General features: G+C 39.0%; 16 protein-coding genes. All 16 read left to right on the forward strand.

Translation table 11 applies throughout. The annotated features are described in order from the left end of the window. Window positions 1-25: 25 nt before the first annotated feature. Window positions 26-253, forward strand: a complete 228-nt coding sequence (locus ACHBIE_RS09675) for a DUF3173 family protein (protein ID WP_012775620.1) — start codon at window positions 26-28, stop codon at window positions 251-253. A 22-nt stretch (window positions 254-275) separates the two neighbouring features. Further along, the gene (locus tag ACHBIE_RS09680; RefSeq protein WP_012775621.1) at window positions 276-1,475 is read left to right on the forward strand and encodes a site-specific integrase; all 1,200 of its coding nucleotides are present in this window, start codon (window positions 276-278) and stop codon (window positions 1,473-1,475) included. A 300-nt stretch (window positions 1,476-1,775) separates the two neighbouring features. Then, window positions 1,776-5,399 (forward strand): Eco57I restriction-modification methylase domain-containing protein, encoded by a 3,624-nt coding sequence (locus tag ACHBIE_RS09685; RefSeq protein ID WP_394733216.1) that lies wholly within the window; start codon window positions 1,776-1,778, stop codon window positions 5,397-5,399. Between the two features lie 13 nt (window positions 5,400-5,412). After that, on the forward strand, window positions 5,413-5,904 hold the full coding sequence (locus ACHBIE_RS09690; RefSeq protein WP_394733218.1) for a hypothetical protein: 492 nt from the start codon (window positions 5,413-5,415) through the stop codon (window positions 5,902-5,904). 238 nt (window positions 5,905-6,142) lie between these two features. After that, the gene (locus tag ACHBIE_RS09695) at window positions 6,143-6,904 is read left to right on the forward strand and encodes an HAD family hydrolase (protein ID WP_394733219.1); all 762 of its coding nucleotides are present in this window, start codon (window positions 6,143-6,145) and stop codon (window positions 6,902-6,904) included. Window positions 6,905-7,106: 202 nt separating this feature from the next. Beyond that, a complete protein-coding gene (gene trmFO / locus ACHBIE_RS09700) occupies window positions 7,107-8,441 on the forward strand; it encodes a methylenetetrahydrofolate--tRNA-(uracil(54)-C(5))-methyltransferase (FADH(2)-oxidizing) TrmFO (RefSeq protein WP_394733220.1) in 1,335 nt (444 codons plus the stop codon). A gap of 76 nt (window positions 8,442-8,517) precedes the next feature. Next, window positions 8,518-9,546 (forward strand): DNA glycosylase AlkZ-like family protein, encoded by a 1,029-nt coding sequence (locus tag ACHBIE_RS09705; protein ID WP_394733222.1) that lies wholly within the window; start codon window positions 8,518-8,520, stop codon window positions 9,544-9,546. Window positions 9,547-9,637: 91 nt separating this feature from the next. Then, a complete protein-coding gene (locus ACHBIE_RS09710) occupies window positions 9,638-10,462 on the forward strand; it encodes an alpha/beta hydrolase (protein ID WP_394733223.1) in 825 nt (274 codons plus the stop codon). A 27-nt stretch (window positions 10,463-10,489) separates the two neighbouring features. Then, window positions 10,490-11,236, forward strand: coding sequence for an esterase family protein (locus ACHBIE_RS09715; protein WP_394733224.1), 747 nt, complete (start codon window positions 10,490-10,492; stop codon window positions 11,234-11,236). Between the two features lie 20 nt (window positions 11,237-11,256). Continuing rightward, on the forward strand, window positions 11,257-12,423 hold the full coding sequence (locus tag ACHBIE_RS09720; RefSeq protein WP_394733226.1) for an acetyl-CoA carboxylase biotin carboxylase subunit family protein: 1,167 nt from the start codon (window positions 11,257-11,259) through the stop codon (window positions 12,421-12,423). A gap of 139 nt (window positions 12,424-12,562) precedes the next feature. Beyond that, a complete protein-coding gene (locus ACHBIE_RS09725; protein WP_002935027.1) occupies window positions 12,563-12,700 on the forward strand; it encodes a hypothetical protein in 138 nt (45 codons plus the stop codon). A 12-nt stretch (window positions 12,701-12,712) separates the two neighbouring features. Beyond that, entirely contained in the window at window positions 12,713-13,447 is a 735-nt protein-coding gene (locus ACHBIE_RS09730) for a TraX family protein (RefSeq protein WP_394733227.1), read from the forward strand. A gap of 98 nt (window positions 13,448-13,545) precedes the next feature. Beyond that, a complete protein-coding gene (locus ACHBIE_RS09735) occupies window positions 13,546-13,686 on the forward strand; it encodes a hypothetical protein (RefSeq protein ID WP_394733229.1) in 141 nt (46 codons plus the stop codon). A 12-nt stretch (window positions 13,687-13,698) separates the two neighbouring features. Next, a complete protein-coding gene (locus ACHBIE_RS09740) occupies window positions 13,699-14,088 on the forward strand; it encodes a NisI/SpaI family lantibiotic immunity lipoprotein (protein WP_105160935.1) in 390 nt (129 codons plus the stop codon). Window positions 14,089-14,096: 8 nt separating this feature from the next. Next, window positions 14,097-14,849 carry an ABC transporter ATP-binding protein gene (locus ACHBIE_RS09745; protein ID WP_394733230.1) on the forward strand — a complete coding sequence of 251 codons (753 nt, stop codon included), beginning with the start codon at window positions 14,097-14,099 and terminating at the stop codon, window positions 14,847-14,849. Beyond that, the gene (locus ACHBIE_RS09750) at window positions 14,850-16,820 is read left to right on the forward strand and encodes an ABC transporter permease (RefSeq protein WP_394733231.1); all 1,971 of its coding nucleotides are present in this window, start codon (window positions 14,850-14,852) and stop codon (window positions 16,818-16,820) included. Window positions 16,821-16,898 lie beyond the last annotated feature (78 nt).

Raw genomic sequence — 16,898 nt, forward strand, 5'->3', positions numbered from 1 at the left:
TTAGTGATTTGAAGGAGGAAAGTGTATGAGAACTGCTACATATAAAGATTTAATGAACTTAGGATTTCCTGAACATACCTCTAGAGACATTATTCGTGAAGCTAAAAGAATTGCTGTAAAAAAGTTTGAAGAAGCTCGCAAAGTTGACAATAATGCGGTACAATTAAGTAAATCGCCCTTTGACAATCGAAGACTAGGTATCGCACCAGCAGAAATTGTGGAACAATTAATAGGGATTCCACTATCTAAATAACATTTAGAAAGTGAGAATCCAAATGGCAACAAAAAGTAGTAAAAAATACAAAGGTGTTTATTGTGATAATAAGGGAAAGATATTTTATCAGATTGATCTTGGAATCGACCCAGTAACTGGCAAAAGGGTACAAAAGAAAGCTAGAAAAAATCAATATGGTAAAACTTTTGAAACGATGAAAGAAGCATATGACGAATTAGTTCGTATAAAATATGAATTTGCCAACAAAGTCAGTTTAGAAAATTACAATATGACTTTTGAAAACTATATGAACACAATTTATTTAAAAGCATATAAGCAAAAAGTTCAGTCTGTGACATATAAGACGGCTCTTCCTCATCATAAACTTTTTATTCAATATTTTGGTTCAAAGCCATTAAAAGCAATAACTCCTAGAGATTGCGAGGCTTTTAGATTGCATATCATAGAAAATTATTCTGAAAACTATGCGAAAAATTTATGGTCAAGGTTTAAAGCTTGTATGGGTTATGCAGAAAGACTTGGCTATATTTCAGATATGCCTTGTAAAGCATTAGATAATCCTAGAGGTAAGCATCCAAAAACTCCATTTTGGACCTATGCGGAGTTTCAGACATTTATCAAATCATTTGACTTACATGATTATGAAGAATTACAACGATTTACTGCCATCTGGTTATATTATATGACAGGTGTACGAGTGAGTGAAGGTTTATCTTTATGTTGGGAGGATATTGATTTTGATAAAAAATTTCTAAAGGTACATACAACCTTGGAGAAAGATGAAAATGGAAATTGGTATCGTAAAGACCAAACAAAGACTCCAGCAGGTGAACGACTTATTGAATTGGATGATATAACTATTGAAGTGCTTCAAGTTTGGCGAAAAAATCAGTTTGCAAATCAAGATACAGATTTTATCATTTCAAGATTTGGAGATCCTTTTTGTAAATCAACTATTTGTCGTATCATCAAACGTAAAGCGCAGCAAGTAGGAGTGCCTGTTATAACAGGGAAAGGTCTTAGACATAGTCATGCTTCTTATCTAATAAATGTTTTGAAAAAAGATATTTTATATGTAGCAAGACGAATGGGGCATGCTGATAAATCAACAACTTTGAACACATATAGTCATTGGTTTAATGCTTTAGATAAAACAGTTTCTGAAGAAATCACACAAAATATTAAAAGTGCAGGGTTGGATTCAATTTTATGCCAAAATTCCTGCCAAACTTCAAATTAAGAACTCAAACCCCTTGATACTGCACATTTAACAGGTTGTGCAATTGTTACTCTTAAATAATAGAGTATCGCAATTTGATTGCGGAAGCCCAGTATTACAGGGTTTAAGCATTGCTTAGAGCGATAAAAAATCGGGAGAATGTTATTATTCCCCACCAAAACCCCACCAAGATTTAATCTTGGTGGGGTTTTATTTATGGTATAATATGTATATATATCGCTAAGGGTACCCTTAGTCTATTGCTTACACAATAGACTAATACTATCAGCTCTTAGATAAATCTGTTTAGGAGTCTATTTCATGGCAATAAAGGGAATTACATTAAAAGAGAGTATGAATCGCTCTGTTCAAGCAATTATGCCACTTGATGAAGAAAAAGAGGTATTTAATCAAAAATTGGTTAGTTATTTGACTCATTTAAAAGACAAAGAGGATGAGTCAGAGGAATACCAGAAAAATCTTCTCAAGGGATTTTTAGAAAGTGTATTGCCTTATAATTTTATTAATACTTCTAGTCGAATAGACCTTGCTATCTATAATGGTAAAGACGCCTATTCGTCACTAGGTATTCTTTTTGAATGCAAGAGTTTGACTAACAAGTCTGAAATGATGTCAACGGAAAAAATCAATTCCAAAGCACTTCAAGAAGTTGTCTATTATTACCTACAAGAACGCCTATTTAATAAAAATTTAGAAATCAAAAAGTGTATTATCACAAATGGCCTATCTTGGTTTGTGATCGAGGCTAAAGAATTTGAAAAATATTTTTTCAAAAATAAAAAGCTAGTTGACCTCGTGACAAAGTTCAGAAATAATCAACTTTCTAGCAATAAAACAGATTTCCTTTATAGTGAGGTTATTGCACCAGAAATTGACAAAGCAATTGAAAAGGGAATCGTTATTGCTCACTTTGATCTTAGTCAAGCTCTAGTTAAGACCAGTAAGTATATTGAAATCAAGAAAAATAATCTGACTCAGCTTTATCGATTCTTCACAGCAGAGAATCTTCTTAATAAAGAGATTTTTACTGATTCAAACAAGCTTAATAAGAATTTCTATGATGAATTGCTTTATTTGATGGGGCTGGAAGAAACGAAGTTAGGGACTTCAAAAATTATCTCACGCTTAAAACCCACCAAACGTCAGCGATATTCTTTTGTTGAGAATATTATTGATAAATTGGAGATGAAAGATGTTCCAAAAGAAAGGCAGGAAGATATTGCTATTCAACTAACAGTTGTCTGGACAAATAGAATTCTATTTTTGAAACTGTTAGAATCTCAGCTGGTGTTGTTCAACAAAGATGAATCTTATAAGTTCTTGACCTATGAAAAACTGCCTAACTTTGAGGAGATTTATAGCTTATTCTTTGCTGTACTTGCTAAGAAAGTATCGGAAAGAAATGATCGAATGCAAGAAAAGTTCGGTTATGTCCCTTATCTGAACTCATCACTGTTTGAAGAAACAGAATTAGAAATTTCTAGAGATGGGATTGGTATTGATAGATTACCAGAGGGAGATATTGAAATTTTCTCCAAAACAGCTCTTAAAGGCGTAGATAAAAAACGTAAAAAAGGGAACATCAATTTTATTGAATACCTCTTTGAGTTTTTGGATTCTTATGACTTCTCGACCTCCATCAGCCACCATGAGAAATCTAAGAATGACCTTATCAATGCGTCAGTTCTGGGATTAATTTTTGAGAAAATCAACGGCTACCGTGACGGCTCTTTTTATACGCCAGGCAATATTACCATGTATATGTCACGTAAAGCGATTCGTACAGCAGCAGTGGACAAAGTCAATGAGGCACTCGACTGGCAGTGTGAAACAATCGAAGATATAAAGTTTAACATACGTAATGCTCAGATTGCTAAAAAGGTATCAGATGCGATTGACAGTTTGAAGGTTTGTGACCCAGCGGTTGGATCCGGTCACTTCCTCGTATCAGTCCTGAATGAAATTATTGCTCTTAAAAGTGATTTAAATGTTTTGTTTGACGCTGATGGCAACTATATTGGAAACCTGATTCAATGTTATGTTATTAATGATGAGCTAGTCATTCAAGATATGTCTGGAAATAATTTTTTGTATCAGACAGGTAATCAGCAGTCAGAACAAATTCAAAAGGCAATTTTCAACCAGAAGAGGCATATTCTGGAAAATTCGCTCTTTGCAGTGGATATTAACCCAAGTTCGGTCAATATTTGCCGTTTGCGTCTCTGGATTGAACTCTTGAAGTCTTCTTATTACTATCAGGATACTGATACCAACCAACCTGTTTTGACGACTTTGCCAAATATTGATATTAATATTAAAGTAGGCGATAGTCTCTTACATAAGTTTGATTTTGACTATGAATTTGATATGAGAAAAACAGATTTCAAGGACTATCTATCTCTAGTTAAAGACTATAAGGAGACGAATAATAAACGAGTAAAAGCAGAAATTTGGGAGAAAATCGAAAGGCTCAAACATTCCTTTGATGATACGGCTTCTAGTCCTGAATTAAAGAAATTATCTCGGCTCATATCTGAACGAAATAAGGCTGGTGCCATTAGCCTATTTGAGGAAGAAAATAAAAACTCTAAAGAAGTAGCGGAATTAAATAAGCAACTAGCAAAAGCTGAAAAGGAATTGGAATACAGACTGAAAAATCCATTATTCGCTAAAGGTATGGAATGGCGAATGGAATTTCCTGAGATTTTGGGAGAAGCTGGTGAATTTATCGGCTTTGACCTTGTAATTGGGAATCCGCCTTATATCTTTGCAAGTAATCAATCTTTTAGTGATGAGATGAAATCATATTACACTAGAACATATCCTCTCAACAATTATCAAGCTAACACTTTCGGTTTATTCCTAGAACTTGCTTTTTCGTTAGTAAGAAAAGGTGGGGGAATATCATATATTATTCCCAATTCATTTCTAACGATCAATCAATATAAGACACTTCGCCATCATATTTTAAAAACTTATGATGAAATAACTTTCATCAATTCAAAAGATAAGATTTTTGATGAAGCTTCTATTGATGTTTGTATTATTGACATGTTCACTAAACGACCTGCAAAAGTCATTCTTGGAGAAATCGTCAATAGTGAAGTTAATTTACTGACTGAAACAAACTCAGATTTACTGTTGAATCAGGATGTTATTACTATTTCATCTGCTAATACAAGCTCTCAAAAACTATTGATTAAAATAGAAGCTCAATCTAAAGTTCTTGAGAATAACTATGGTCACGTAAAAGATGGATTAAAAGCCTTTGAGAGAGGTAAAGGAACGCCTAAACAGCCAGAAGACAAAGAAGATTTTCAAAAATTCAAGAATGGAAAACCATTCTTTGCAAAAGAGCAAGTTAATAGTAGTTACAGAAAGTTCTTATCAGGCTCAGATTTACAAAGGTACAAAATAAATTGGTCAGGACAGTTTTTATCATATGGAAAACATTTAGCAGCACCAAGAAATGTTTCAATTTTTGAAGGTATCCGAATTTTAATTGCTCGTATTCCAGTTAAATCCAGATATACCTTTAGAGCCACGTTGACAGAAGATAATTTTGTTCATGAACAAAGTATAGAAGTAATTACAGATTTGATTGGGAATCCAAAGTTTTTAATAGGAGTTTTAAACTCTAAGGTAGTTTCTTACTATGCTATTCATAGGTTTGATTTTTTACAACGTAGCACATTCCCTCAAATGCGTTTAACTCAAATTAAGGACTTCCCAATTCCAGATGCCACTGATTCCCAGCAAGAAGAAGTAGCACAGCTTGTTGAACAACTGATGGAAGAAATGAAAAAAGATTCTCCCGACACTGAAAAAGTCAATCAGCTTAATCAGGAAATTGATGAACTTGTCATGGATTTGTTTGAACTAACTGAAGAAGAGAAACAGACCGTTAGAGAATTTGAAGTATAGAAAGTAGGTATAAATGGCAAAAAGTTTGCAAAGTCAATTCAGAGATATTGAGAGAAATTTAGTCAGAGAAACGAATAAAATGGTGAAGAGAGCTAATAAGAAGATAAAGCCTGTTATCCTTCCAACACAACTAGATTCCTCTAAAACAGCACTAAACTTTAACGAATATCATCAAGATAATAGTACTCATGTTTCTGTTAATGGAGATTTGATAAACTCACAGATTGGTGGACAAAATAATTTGTTAAATATTACCTATACTGATATGGAAATTGAGAGAGTATTTGAGAATATCAGAGAGTACTCTAGGACATTAGATGAAGAAGAACAGACAGAATTAGTGACAATTTTAAATGAGGTACAAGAAGTCGGAAAAGTTAATAACCATCAAACTTTCTTTGAAAAGCACCCGATACTTGCAATGGCTCTTAGTGCTAGTGTAAGCTGGGGAGTTGAGAATGGAATTGATAGATTAGTTAGTGTCATTTCAAATACATTTAAGTGAAAGTGAGATTTACTTGACTTAGAAAGAATCTTGAAAAAGATAATCACTTGTTCTTTAATACAACTTTCACTCGAAACATTTTTATAAGCTGATCAACCTTTTAAAATGTTAGATTTATTATTAGTAGATTCGTTATATAAAATATTTTTTTATAATTCATTAAAGATGACGAAGTTCTTATTGCAAACGATTTCAGTTTTCGGTATAATAGTACATAATGATTGTTGGAGAAAGTTTCATGAAAAGATACAAGAATTATATTTTTGACTTTTATGGTACCTTGGTAGATATTATAACGGATGAAAACAAGTTGGAATTGTGGGAAAAGTTAGCTGAGATTTACCAATCTTTTGGCTGTACCTATGGTGCACGTCAGTTAAGGAGTTCCTTTCAAGAAAAAGCCAGTGAGGCCGAGCTAGATTTGATTCGGATTAGTCCCTATGAAAACGTTGAAATTGACCTTGAGAAAGTCTTTATTCAATTACTAACGGATGAAAAATACCGCCGTCCAACTAAGAATGAACCAGCAGATTTAAAAACCTTTGGTCAAGTGGTGGCTTCCATATTTAGAGTCCTATCACGTGAGAAATTGACGACTTATGCCAATACCTTGTCAACACTTGCTTATCTAAAGGATAAGGGGAATCGTCTCTATTTATTGTCCAATGCTCAACGTGTTTTTACGCAGGCTGAAATTGAAATGACTGGTTGTGCTGAATATATTGAAGGCATATACATTTCCTCTGATTATCGAATCAAAAAACCTGAACCAGAATTTTTACAAGGTGTCTTGAATGAGAACCAACTGGATCCTACTGAGACGGTTCTAGTTGGAAATGATTTGACTACAGATATTGCAATCGCGCAAGAGCTAGGCATAGATGCTATACTTTTGAATACTTTCCCCTATTCTCCAGAGGAGATTCAAGCTTATCGAGATATAGGATGGAAGTTTGAAGTCATTGAGGATATTTCAGAACTAGTCTCACTTCAAGGATAAGCGTCATAGTTACATCTATCAATCAATATTTACGTACATTTTATTATGTAAACACTATAAAACTACTTTCTTACGATGAGAGTAGTTTTTGTCTTTTCCAGCCATTTTTTGATATACTAGATAGGTTAAAAAATTTAGAAAGGTTCTGTTTTGGGTCATTCCCAAACAGTAGTCAGATATTCTGGCTAGAGGTATTAGTTTCATGTCTCAAACCCATATTAACGTTATCGGAGCTGGCTTGGCTGGTTCAGAAGCGGCTTATCAGATTGCCAAGCGTGGCATTCCTGTTAAACTCTACGAGATGCGTGGTGTCAAGCCGACGCCCCAGCACAAGACAGACAAGTTTGCCGAGTTGGTTTGTTCCAACTCTTTCCGTGGCGATAGTTTGACCAATGCTGTCGGTCTGCTCAAGGAGGAAATGCGTCGCTTGGATTCCATTATCATGCGGGCTGGTGAGGCTCACCGTGTGCCTGCTGGCGGTGCTATGGCTATGGACCGCGATAATTTCTCTCAAGCGGTGACAGATGAGATTCACAACCACCCACTGATTGAGGTCATTCGCGGTGAGATTACGGACATTCCTGACGATGCTATTACAGTTATTGCGACGGGGCCTTTGACATCTGACGCCTTGGCGGAGAAGATTCATGCACTGAATGGTGGCGATGGTTTTTACTTCTACGATGCGGCAGCACCGATTGTGGATAGCTCGACCATTAACATGGATTTAGTCTATCTCAAATCCCGTTATGATAAGGGAGAAGCTGCCTATCTCAATGCTCCGATGAACAAGGAACAGTTTACCGCTTTCTATGAGGCTTTAATTTCTGCTGAGGAAGCACCGCTCAACTCCTTTGAAAAAGAAAAATATTTTGAAGGCTGTATGCCTATTGAAGTCATGGCCAAACGTGGTATCAAAACCATGCTTTATGGACCAATGAAGCCTGTTGGTCTGGAATATCCAGAAGATTACAAGGGACCTCGCGATGGCGAATACAAGACACCCTATGCTGTTGTCCAACTCCGTCAGGACAACGCAGCTGGCAGTCTCTACAACATCGTAGGCTTCCAAACCCATCTCAAGTGGGGTGAGCAGAGGCGGGTCTTCCAGATGATTCCAGGACTTGAAAATGCAGAATTTGTCCGCTATGGTGTTATGCACCGCAATTCCTACATGGATTCGCCAAACTTATTGGAACAGACCTTTGCCACCAAGAAAAATCCCAATCTTTTCTTTGCAGGTCAAATGACAGGAGTAGAAGGCTATGTTGAGTCTGCCGCTTCTGGTTTAGTGGCCGGTATCAACGCTGTTCGCCGTTTCCGTGGCGAAGACCCAGTCATCTTCCCACAGACCACAGCCATCGGTGCTTTGCCATTCTACATCACCCACACCGAAAGCAAGCACTTCCAGCCTATGAATGTCAACTTTGGCATCATTAAGGAGCTGGACGGACCGCGGATCCGCGATAAGAAGGAGCGTTATGAGGCAATAGCAGAGCGTTCTCTCAAGGACTTGGAAGAGTTTTTGACTTACTAAGATAATCAGTTATCTCCAGACACCTCCGGGTGTCTTTTGTGTTATACTGGGGTTAGAAAACCGAAGGAGAAACACGATGAATCACGATACTTGGAAGGGGATTATCTTGCAGAAGCAGGGCTTACTGGCACCTCAGTCTGCCCAGAGAATCTGCCAAAATCTCAATGGTTTACAGGCTCAGTTTCAACCCTATGTTCATATTGGATTTCGCAACCGTATGATAGCGGAGGATTTCCATGAGGGGATCTGGCAGGAGGAGTTGACACGCCAGTGGTCTATTCGGCGAACGGTTCATGCCTATCTCAAGTCGGAAATCCCTCTCTATATCCACGAGGGGCGGATGGCTAGTACCGACTATCTTCAAACCGTCGGTCGCGATGATTTTTCTCCAAAGACCAAGCAGAAGTATCACCAGCTCATCCTAGAAGCCTTGGAACAAGCCCCTATGACCCGCGAGGAGCTGAAAATCCTCTGTCGTGCGGAAAAGATGACGCAGGAAGAGGAGAAGCAGGTCTTTAATGCCTGGGGCGGCCTCTTTCGCTACATGGTCGAGCGTGGGGAAGTCTATCAAGAGTATGGTGCCAAGCGTTTTCATCGTCTGACAGACTTTCAGCCACTTTCACGGGAAAAAGCAGAGCTGGAAATCGCTCGTCGGTATTTTGCAGGTTTTGGTCCTGTCAGCTTAGCGGATGCCCGTTACTACTTCAAGGAAAATAAGTCGACGGTCCTAGATTGGATGAGGCAGTTGGATTTAAAAACTATAGAAGTAGCTGGGGAAGAACGCTTTTATCTAGGAGAATTAGAAGAAGCAGAAGTGCCAGATTGCCTCTTCATTGCAGGTTTTGACCAACTTTTGCTAGGTTACGAAAAGAAAGCCAATCCCTTCTTTGATCCCAAGCATATCCGCCAGATTTATACACTGACAGGCATTGTCAAACCCGTTGTTTTCTACAAGGGACGACTGGTTGCGACCTGGCGACGAGATAAGGATAGGATTGAACTGGCAATCTTTGAAAATCTGACCAGCCATGAACAGAAAGAACTGGAAAACTGCAGACAGAACTACGAGGAACGCTTGAAAACTGAGCAAAAATTGTTCGGATAATCCGAAAAATGACGTAATATAACTAAATTTTCTGAATATTTCAGAAAATCTGTGGTATAATACTAAAAACACTGTTTAGAAAGAGATATCAATGAATAAGTCCTACTTTTATTTGGAAATGAAAACGCATGAATTGGAAGTGCCATTTACTGCTAGAAAACGCCGAGTCCGTGTTTTATTGCCAAAAGGATATGAGGAAGATGTGGATAAAACCTACCCAGTTGTCTATTTTCATGACGGACAAAATGTCTTGTATAGTAAAGAAGCCTTTTCAGGACATTCCTGGAAGGTGATTCCAACTATCAAACGAAATCCTGATATTGAAAAAATGATTATTGTGGCCATAGACAATGATGGTTTGGAGCGCATGCATGAATATGCTGCTTGGAAGTATAGCGAGATGGGCATTCCTGGTATTCAGTTTGGTGGGAAAGGGACCCTGTATGCTGAATTTGTCATGGATGTGGTCAAGCCCTTCATTGACCAAACCTATCGCACCAAGTCTGACAAAGCTCATACAGCTATGCTTGGTTCATCTTTGGGTGGCAACATCACCCAGTTTATGGGGTTAGCCTACCAAGACCAAATCGGCTGTCTGGGGGTCTTTTCATCAGCCAACTGGCTTCATCAAGAGGCGTTTGACCGCTATATTGAACGCCAAAACTTAGACAAGGACCAGCGTGTTTATATCTACGTTGGAACGGAAGAGGCAGATGATACGGATAAAACCCTCATGGCAGGCAATATCAAGCAAGCCTATATCAACTCTTCATTGACTTACTATCGTCAATTACTCGCTGGTGGAGTAGGATTGGACAATATTGCTTTGGAAGTCGTTTCAGGTGCGGTCCATAATGAAGAGGCTTGGGCAGCTTATTTGCCAGATTGCTTGCGCTTTTTAAGCGAAAAGTGGTAATGTAACGAAATAGTTAGGAGAATGAATATGCATGTAGAATTTTTAAGTCATTGGTCAGGAAACCTTGGTCGTGAAATGAATGTCAATCGTTATGGACACGCAGGTATTCCTGTGGTAGTATTTGCCTCATCAGGCGGTTCTTACAATGAGTATGCAGATTTTGGGATGATTGAAGCTTGCCGTGGCTCTATCGAGGCAGGTCATGTTCAATTTTTCACCCTAACCAGTTATGATAAGGAAAGCTGGTTGGCGGACTGGAAATCCATTCATGATAAGGCAGAGGCTCACCGCGCCTACGAACGCTATGTGATTGAAGAAGCGATTCCCTTTATCAAACATAAAACTGGCTGGTTCGATGGTATGATGACAACTGGTTGCTCAATGGGGGCCTACCATGCCTTAAACTTCTTCCTGCAACATCCGGATGTTTTCACAAAAGTTATCGCCCTTTCAGGTGTCTATGATGCTCGTTTCTTCAACAACAACCAAGACTATGGCAATGACGATGCTGTTTATCAAAACTCACCATCTGACTATATCTGGAACCAAAACGACGGCTGGTTTATCAATAAATACCGTCAGGCTGATATTATCGTCTGCACAGGTTTGGGCGATTGGGAGCAAGATGGCTTAGACTCTTTCTACAATCTTAAACGTGCCTTTGAAGAAAAGAATATTCCAGCTTGGTTCGATACCTGGGGTACGGATGTGGCGCATGATTGGGTTTGGTGGAGGAAACAAATGCCTTTCTTCCTTCACTCCATCGGACTTTAAAAAATTAGAAAGGACTGCCTATGAATTATCTCGTTATTTCCCCTTTTTATCCAGAAAATTTTCAACCGTTCACCATTGAATTGGCTAAAAAAGAAGGAGTTACCGTTCTAGGTATTGGACAAGAGCCCTACGATCAATTACCAGAAGAACTTCGAAATGCCTTAACAGAATATTTCCGTGTGGAAGATTTGGAAAATATCGATGAAGTCAAGCGTGCAGCGGCCTTCTTGATTTACAAACATGGACCAATTGACCGTGTAGAATCCCACAATGAGCATTGGTTGGAAAATGATGCGGCCCTCCGTGAACAATTTAATATCTTTGGAGCCAAACCAAAACACCTGAAAAAGACTAAATTTAAGTCAGAGATGAAAAAATATTTCAAAAAAGCTGGAGTTCCAGTCGTTCCTGGTGTTGTTGTCAAAACAGAACGTGACTTTGGTAGAGCTTTGAAGAATGTTGGGTTCCCCATGATTGCCAAACCTGACAATGGTGTCGGTGCATCTGGAACTTTCAAAATCGAAAATAAAGAAGATTTTGATCGATTTGTTGACACTTGGGATAGAAGCACCATCTATTTCTTAGAAAAATTTGTCAATTCGAGTACAATTACAACCTATGATGGTTTGCTGGACCACGAGGGGAATGTTGTTTTTGAAACTGGTTTGACCTATGTCCACACACCATTGGAGCTTATGTTGTCAAGAAAAGACAACGCCTACTTTATCGAGAAGGAATTAGATCCAAAGTTGGTGGAATATGGCAGAGCTATTATCAAGGCTTTTGGTATGAGGGAGCGTTTCTTCCATATTGAATTTTTCAAGGAAGGTGACGATTACATTGCCATTGAATACAACAACCGTATGGCAGGTGGCTTTACAGTGGAAGCCTACAACTATGCCCATTCCATTGATCTCTTCCGTGACTATGCTAATATCGCAACAGGTGGAGAAGTTGAGGAGCGGACATACACTCCTCAATACTGCTTGGTAGCAACTCGTCGTGATACAACAGACTATGTTCACTCAGCAGATGACATTCATCAGAAATTTGCTGATAAGATTAAGACAGTTAAACGAATGCCAGATGCTTTTGCAGAACTACAAGGAAATGATGCCTACCTCCTTGTAACAGAGAGCAAGGATGAGTTGGATGACATGATTGCCTATATTGGTTTAACAAAATAGAATGAATTGAAAGATGCCTAAAATGGTGTCTTTTTTTCTTTCCTTACAAAGCTGTAAGTTTTTTAATCAGAACTGTAAGAGAGCACAGGAGGAATATTTTCTATAATAGACTCATAAGAAATAGAAAGAAGGAAATCAGATGTCATTCAAATTTTTACAAGCAAAACAAATTTTTGGTAAATCACAAGAAAGCAAACGACTAGAAGAACAAGACAAACAAGCTGAATTTCTATTCGAGCTAGAACACGAACTGTTCCAACGCAACTGGATGTACTAGGAGGTTTGACTGGTGAAATCATATAACGCTTATCAACTGAAACTCGCTATGGCAGGCTTGATGGTTTTGGATCATCTGAAAATCATACCTGATTTTATCCCTGATCAACTCGCTTTAGTGTTTCATTTAGCAACACGATGCGTCGCAGTCTTCTTTGCCTACATGTTGGTTGAAGGCTATCTTCATACGAGAAATGTCAAAAACTATCTTTTGCGACTATATTATGCGGCAGGACTAATGGCCACTGGAAATGTTTTGATAAACAGTCTTTACCAATCAAAAGATATTTACATCGGTAACAATATCTTTTTGACATTAGCTGTTGGTCTAACCATGTTGGTTTGTCTTAGAAATTTTGCTGAACACACTAGAAAGCAACAAATCCTTCAAGTCCTATCGGTTGGACTGTTGACCATCTTAGGTGCCTTTTTAACAGAAGGCGGCTATGTGGTCTTGCCCTTCATCCTCATCACCTATTTGGGTCGTGAGTCTGCTACTAAGCGAACCATTGCCTATGGTTTTCTGGCTCTAGTTTTATTAGCCATGTCCTATCATCCCTATGAAACCATTGAAATGACCGTACAAATGATGCTTTTCAATGCAGACTGGCTGTTTATTTTGGTCCTACCAATTTTTGGTCTATATAATGGACAGGCCGGTCCCCGCACAGCGTTTTCACGTTATTTCTTTTACATCTTCTATCCGCTTCATTTGTGGCTACTGGCAACGATCGCCTATTTTCTATAATCTTACAATCTTGTAAGTTTTAACGTCAGAACTGTAAGAGAATAGGTTGACTAAATCATCTATAATAAACTCATAAGAAACAGAAAGAAGGAAATCATATGTCATTCAAATTTTTACAAGCCAAGAAAATCGAAGAAAAGGTATTCTTAGAAAAAGAGAAAACTGAACTAATGGAACAAACCTTATTCTTAGAAGAGCTCGCCCATGATTTGCAAAGTATGCGATTTATGGCATACTAGAGGGAGGAAACGATGAAAAAGAAAGTATTTAGCTTGCTGGCTTTGGGCAGTATAATGTTAGCTGCTTGTTCTTCCTCTTCAGCAGGCCTTAGCTTTGATGAGGGCTATCAAACTTTCCATTACAAAGGAAAAGACTATGCCGTTAGCAAACAGGAAGTTGCCGAAGATAGTATTCAAGGAACAGAAGTTCCGTTTATGGATTGGCCTGTTGTCAAAGAAGAAGGGGCAGTGAAAAAGACAGTATCCTTGAATAATCTCTATATAACCACTAACAAAGAATGGGCCATCGGTGTCCAGGATGGTTATTATAAGGTGGATTTAGAAGATAATATTGCTGAATCAGACCGAATCGACTATCAAGCATTACTTGATACAGTTGATTTATCCAAAGAAAACAATTAGGAGTTTGTATGTTATTAGAAATCAATCATTTAGAAAAAGTTTATCGCACACGTTTTTCAAAAGAGGAAACGCGTGCCTTGCAAGATGTGGATTTCAAGGTTGATAAGGGTGAATTCATCGCGATTATGGGCGAAAGTGGGTCTGGTAAGACAACTTTGCTCAACATTCTGGCAACCTTGGACAAGCCAACTCGTGGCTCTGTTCTTTTGAACAATCAAGACATCACCAGTATCAAGGAAAGCAAGCTGGCCGATTTCCGCCTGCGGAATCTGGGCTTTGTCTTTCAAGACTTCAACCTCTTAGATACCTTATCTATCAGGGACAATATCTTTTTACCTCTGGTATTGGCTCGTGAGAGCTACAAGGAAATGGAAAGGCGTCTGGCAAGTATTGCTCCTAAGTTACGGATCCAAGATTTGCTCAACAAGCGACCTTTTGAGCTGTCTGGGGGACAGAAGCAACGGGTGGCTATAGCTCGCAGTTTGATTACCCAGCCGCAACTGGTATTGGCAGATGAACCGACGGCTGCCCTAGATTACCGCAATTCGGAAGACTTGCTGAATTTGTTTGAAGACATTAACCTAGACGGACAAACCATTCTCATGGTGACCCACTCAGCCAACGCAGCCAGCCATGCCAAACGGGTTCTCTTTATCAAGGATGGTCGGATTTTCCACCAATTGTACAAGGCAGGTAAGAGCAATCAAGACTTTGCCAAGGAGATTTCGCTCAACATGTCTGCACTTTTAGGGGGTGAGTAGATGTTTTACCTCAAACTTGCTGGGCAAAATATCCGAAAATCCATGGGTGTTTTTGCTCCCTTTGTTTTAGCCAGTCTTGTGCTATTTACTCTGATTTGTTCCATGTTCTTGCTCATGCTGAGTCCAGTTATGAAGACCATGGGCTCTGGTGCCGTTTCTATCGGTCTTGGTGTTGTTGTTCTGACCATTTTCTCGGTCATTATTGAGATTTATAGTTTTAATTTCTTGATGAAACAACGGGCGAGAGAATTTGGTCTCTATAACATGCTGGGGATGAACAAGAAAAAAGTAGCCTTGATAGCCAGCCTCGAATTGATAATGATTTTCTTGCTAGTTGTGGTTCTTGGTTCTGTCTTAGCTGGTGTGTTTGCCAATGTTCTCTACTTGATTTTTGTGAATTTGACCAATTATAGTGACTTACACTTTAGTATTTCACCTCTGGCATTTGCCATGACCGCCTTTCTCTTTGCTGGTATCTTCTTTCTCTTGGAATTGCTAGCTATTCGGACCATTGGCAAGACCAGTCCACTGATTTTGTTCCGAGCTAGTGAAAAAGGAGAGAAGGAGCCAAAAGGCAATGTTCTTCTAGCTGCTCTTGGTGTAGTGGGACTGGGTATTGGATACTACCTATCACTTTCATCTAAAGCAGAAGGTGTAGCTCTTATCTTTCGGTTCTTTATCGCTGTGCTCTTTGTCATTGCGGGGACCTATCTGTTCTACATCAGTTTTATGACTTGGTATTTGAAGGCTCGTCGGAAAAACAAGCGGTATTTCTATACGCCAGAGCATTTCATTACCACCTCGCAGATGATTTTTCGGATGAAGCAGCACGCAACGGGTTTGGCCAATATTACGTTACTTGCGGTCATGGCCTTTGTGACCATTGCAACAACGACTTCACTTTATACTGGCATGTCAAGCATGACAAGTGGTCTTTATCCAAAGGAAACATCTATTACCTACAAAGTTGCGGATAGAAGTCAGGGTGAAAGTGCCTATCAGCAATCGGTGCTCAGCCATTTTCCAGAAAAAGCGGAAGATAGTCTGTCCTACCTGACCTACCAAGCTGGTCTGGTCTATGATGGTGGGAAAGAGATTGTCATTAGTCCAGAGACTATTGCCAATCCAAACTTTAGCAAGATGGCCTTTACCTACTTCATCACCCAAGATGATTTCAGGAAGTTGGGCAATGACCTGCCAGAGCTGGCTGCCAATCAAGTTGCCTTTATGCGTCCGAGTGAAAAACCATTGCTGAAGAAGCTTGTTTTGGGCGATCATACCTTTGAGAATGTAGCCAATCTTGACCAGGCTATTTTCCCAGACATCACCAATACGCTAAATGCCGCCGTTATGGTAGTCAGTGATGACACTGTATTGAATACTGTTCGTGAGTATTATGAGTCCAATAATCCGCAAGGCTATCAGGTTAGCCTGGACTACCGTGTCTTTACCGACTTGACTGATGAAGAGGTTACTTCAATTGGTGAGCAAACTGGGGACTCTTATAATATCAACGATGCAAACGGAGAATTCCTAGGATATGCTATGCAAAAATCCGATTTCAACAATTTACTGATGGGCTTTAGAGGCGGTTTCCTCTTTACAGGTTTCTTGCTGGGAATTAGTTTCCTACTGGGTGCAGCCTTGATTATCTACTACAAGCAGTACTCGGAAGGGCATGAAGACAAGAAATCCTACAAGATTCTACAAGAAGTGGGCATGAGTGCAACAGCAGTCAAAAAGACCATTAACTCGCAAACACTTACGGTCTTCTTTATGCCACTAGCTATGGCGACCTTGCATTTCGTGATTTCTCTTGTTATGCTTAAGCAAATGCTATTGACCTTAGGTGTCACCTCTTCGCTTATGATTTATACCGTCAGCGGAATTACCCTACTGGCAGTCGCTCTGATTTACTTTGTCATTTACAAGTGGACTAGTCGCACCTATTACCGCATTATTGAACGGTAGCAGGGAGTGGGAAAGACATCCATGATGGCTTCGCCCTCACCCACAGAATAATGAAAACGAACATAAAGCCCTCACTAG

It is taken from the genome of Streptococcus sp. A23 (genome assembly GCF_043674155.1).
Taxonomy (GTDB): domain Bacteria; phylum Bacillota; class Bacilli; order Lactobacillales; family Streptococcaceae; genus Streptococcus; species Streptococcus suis_V.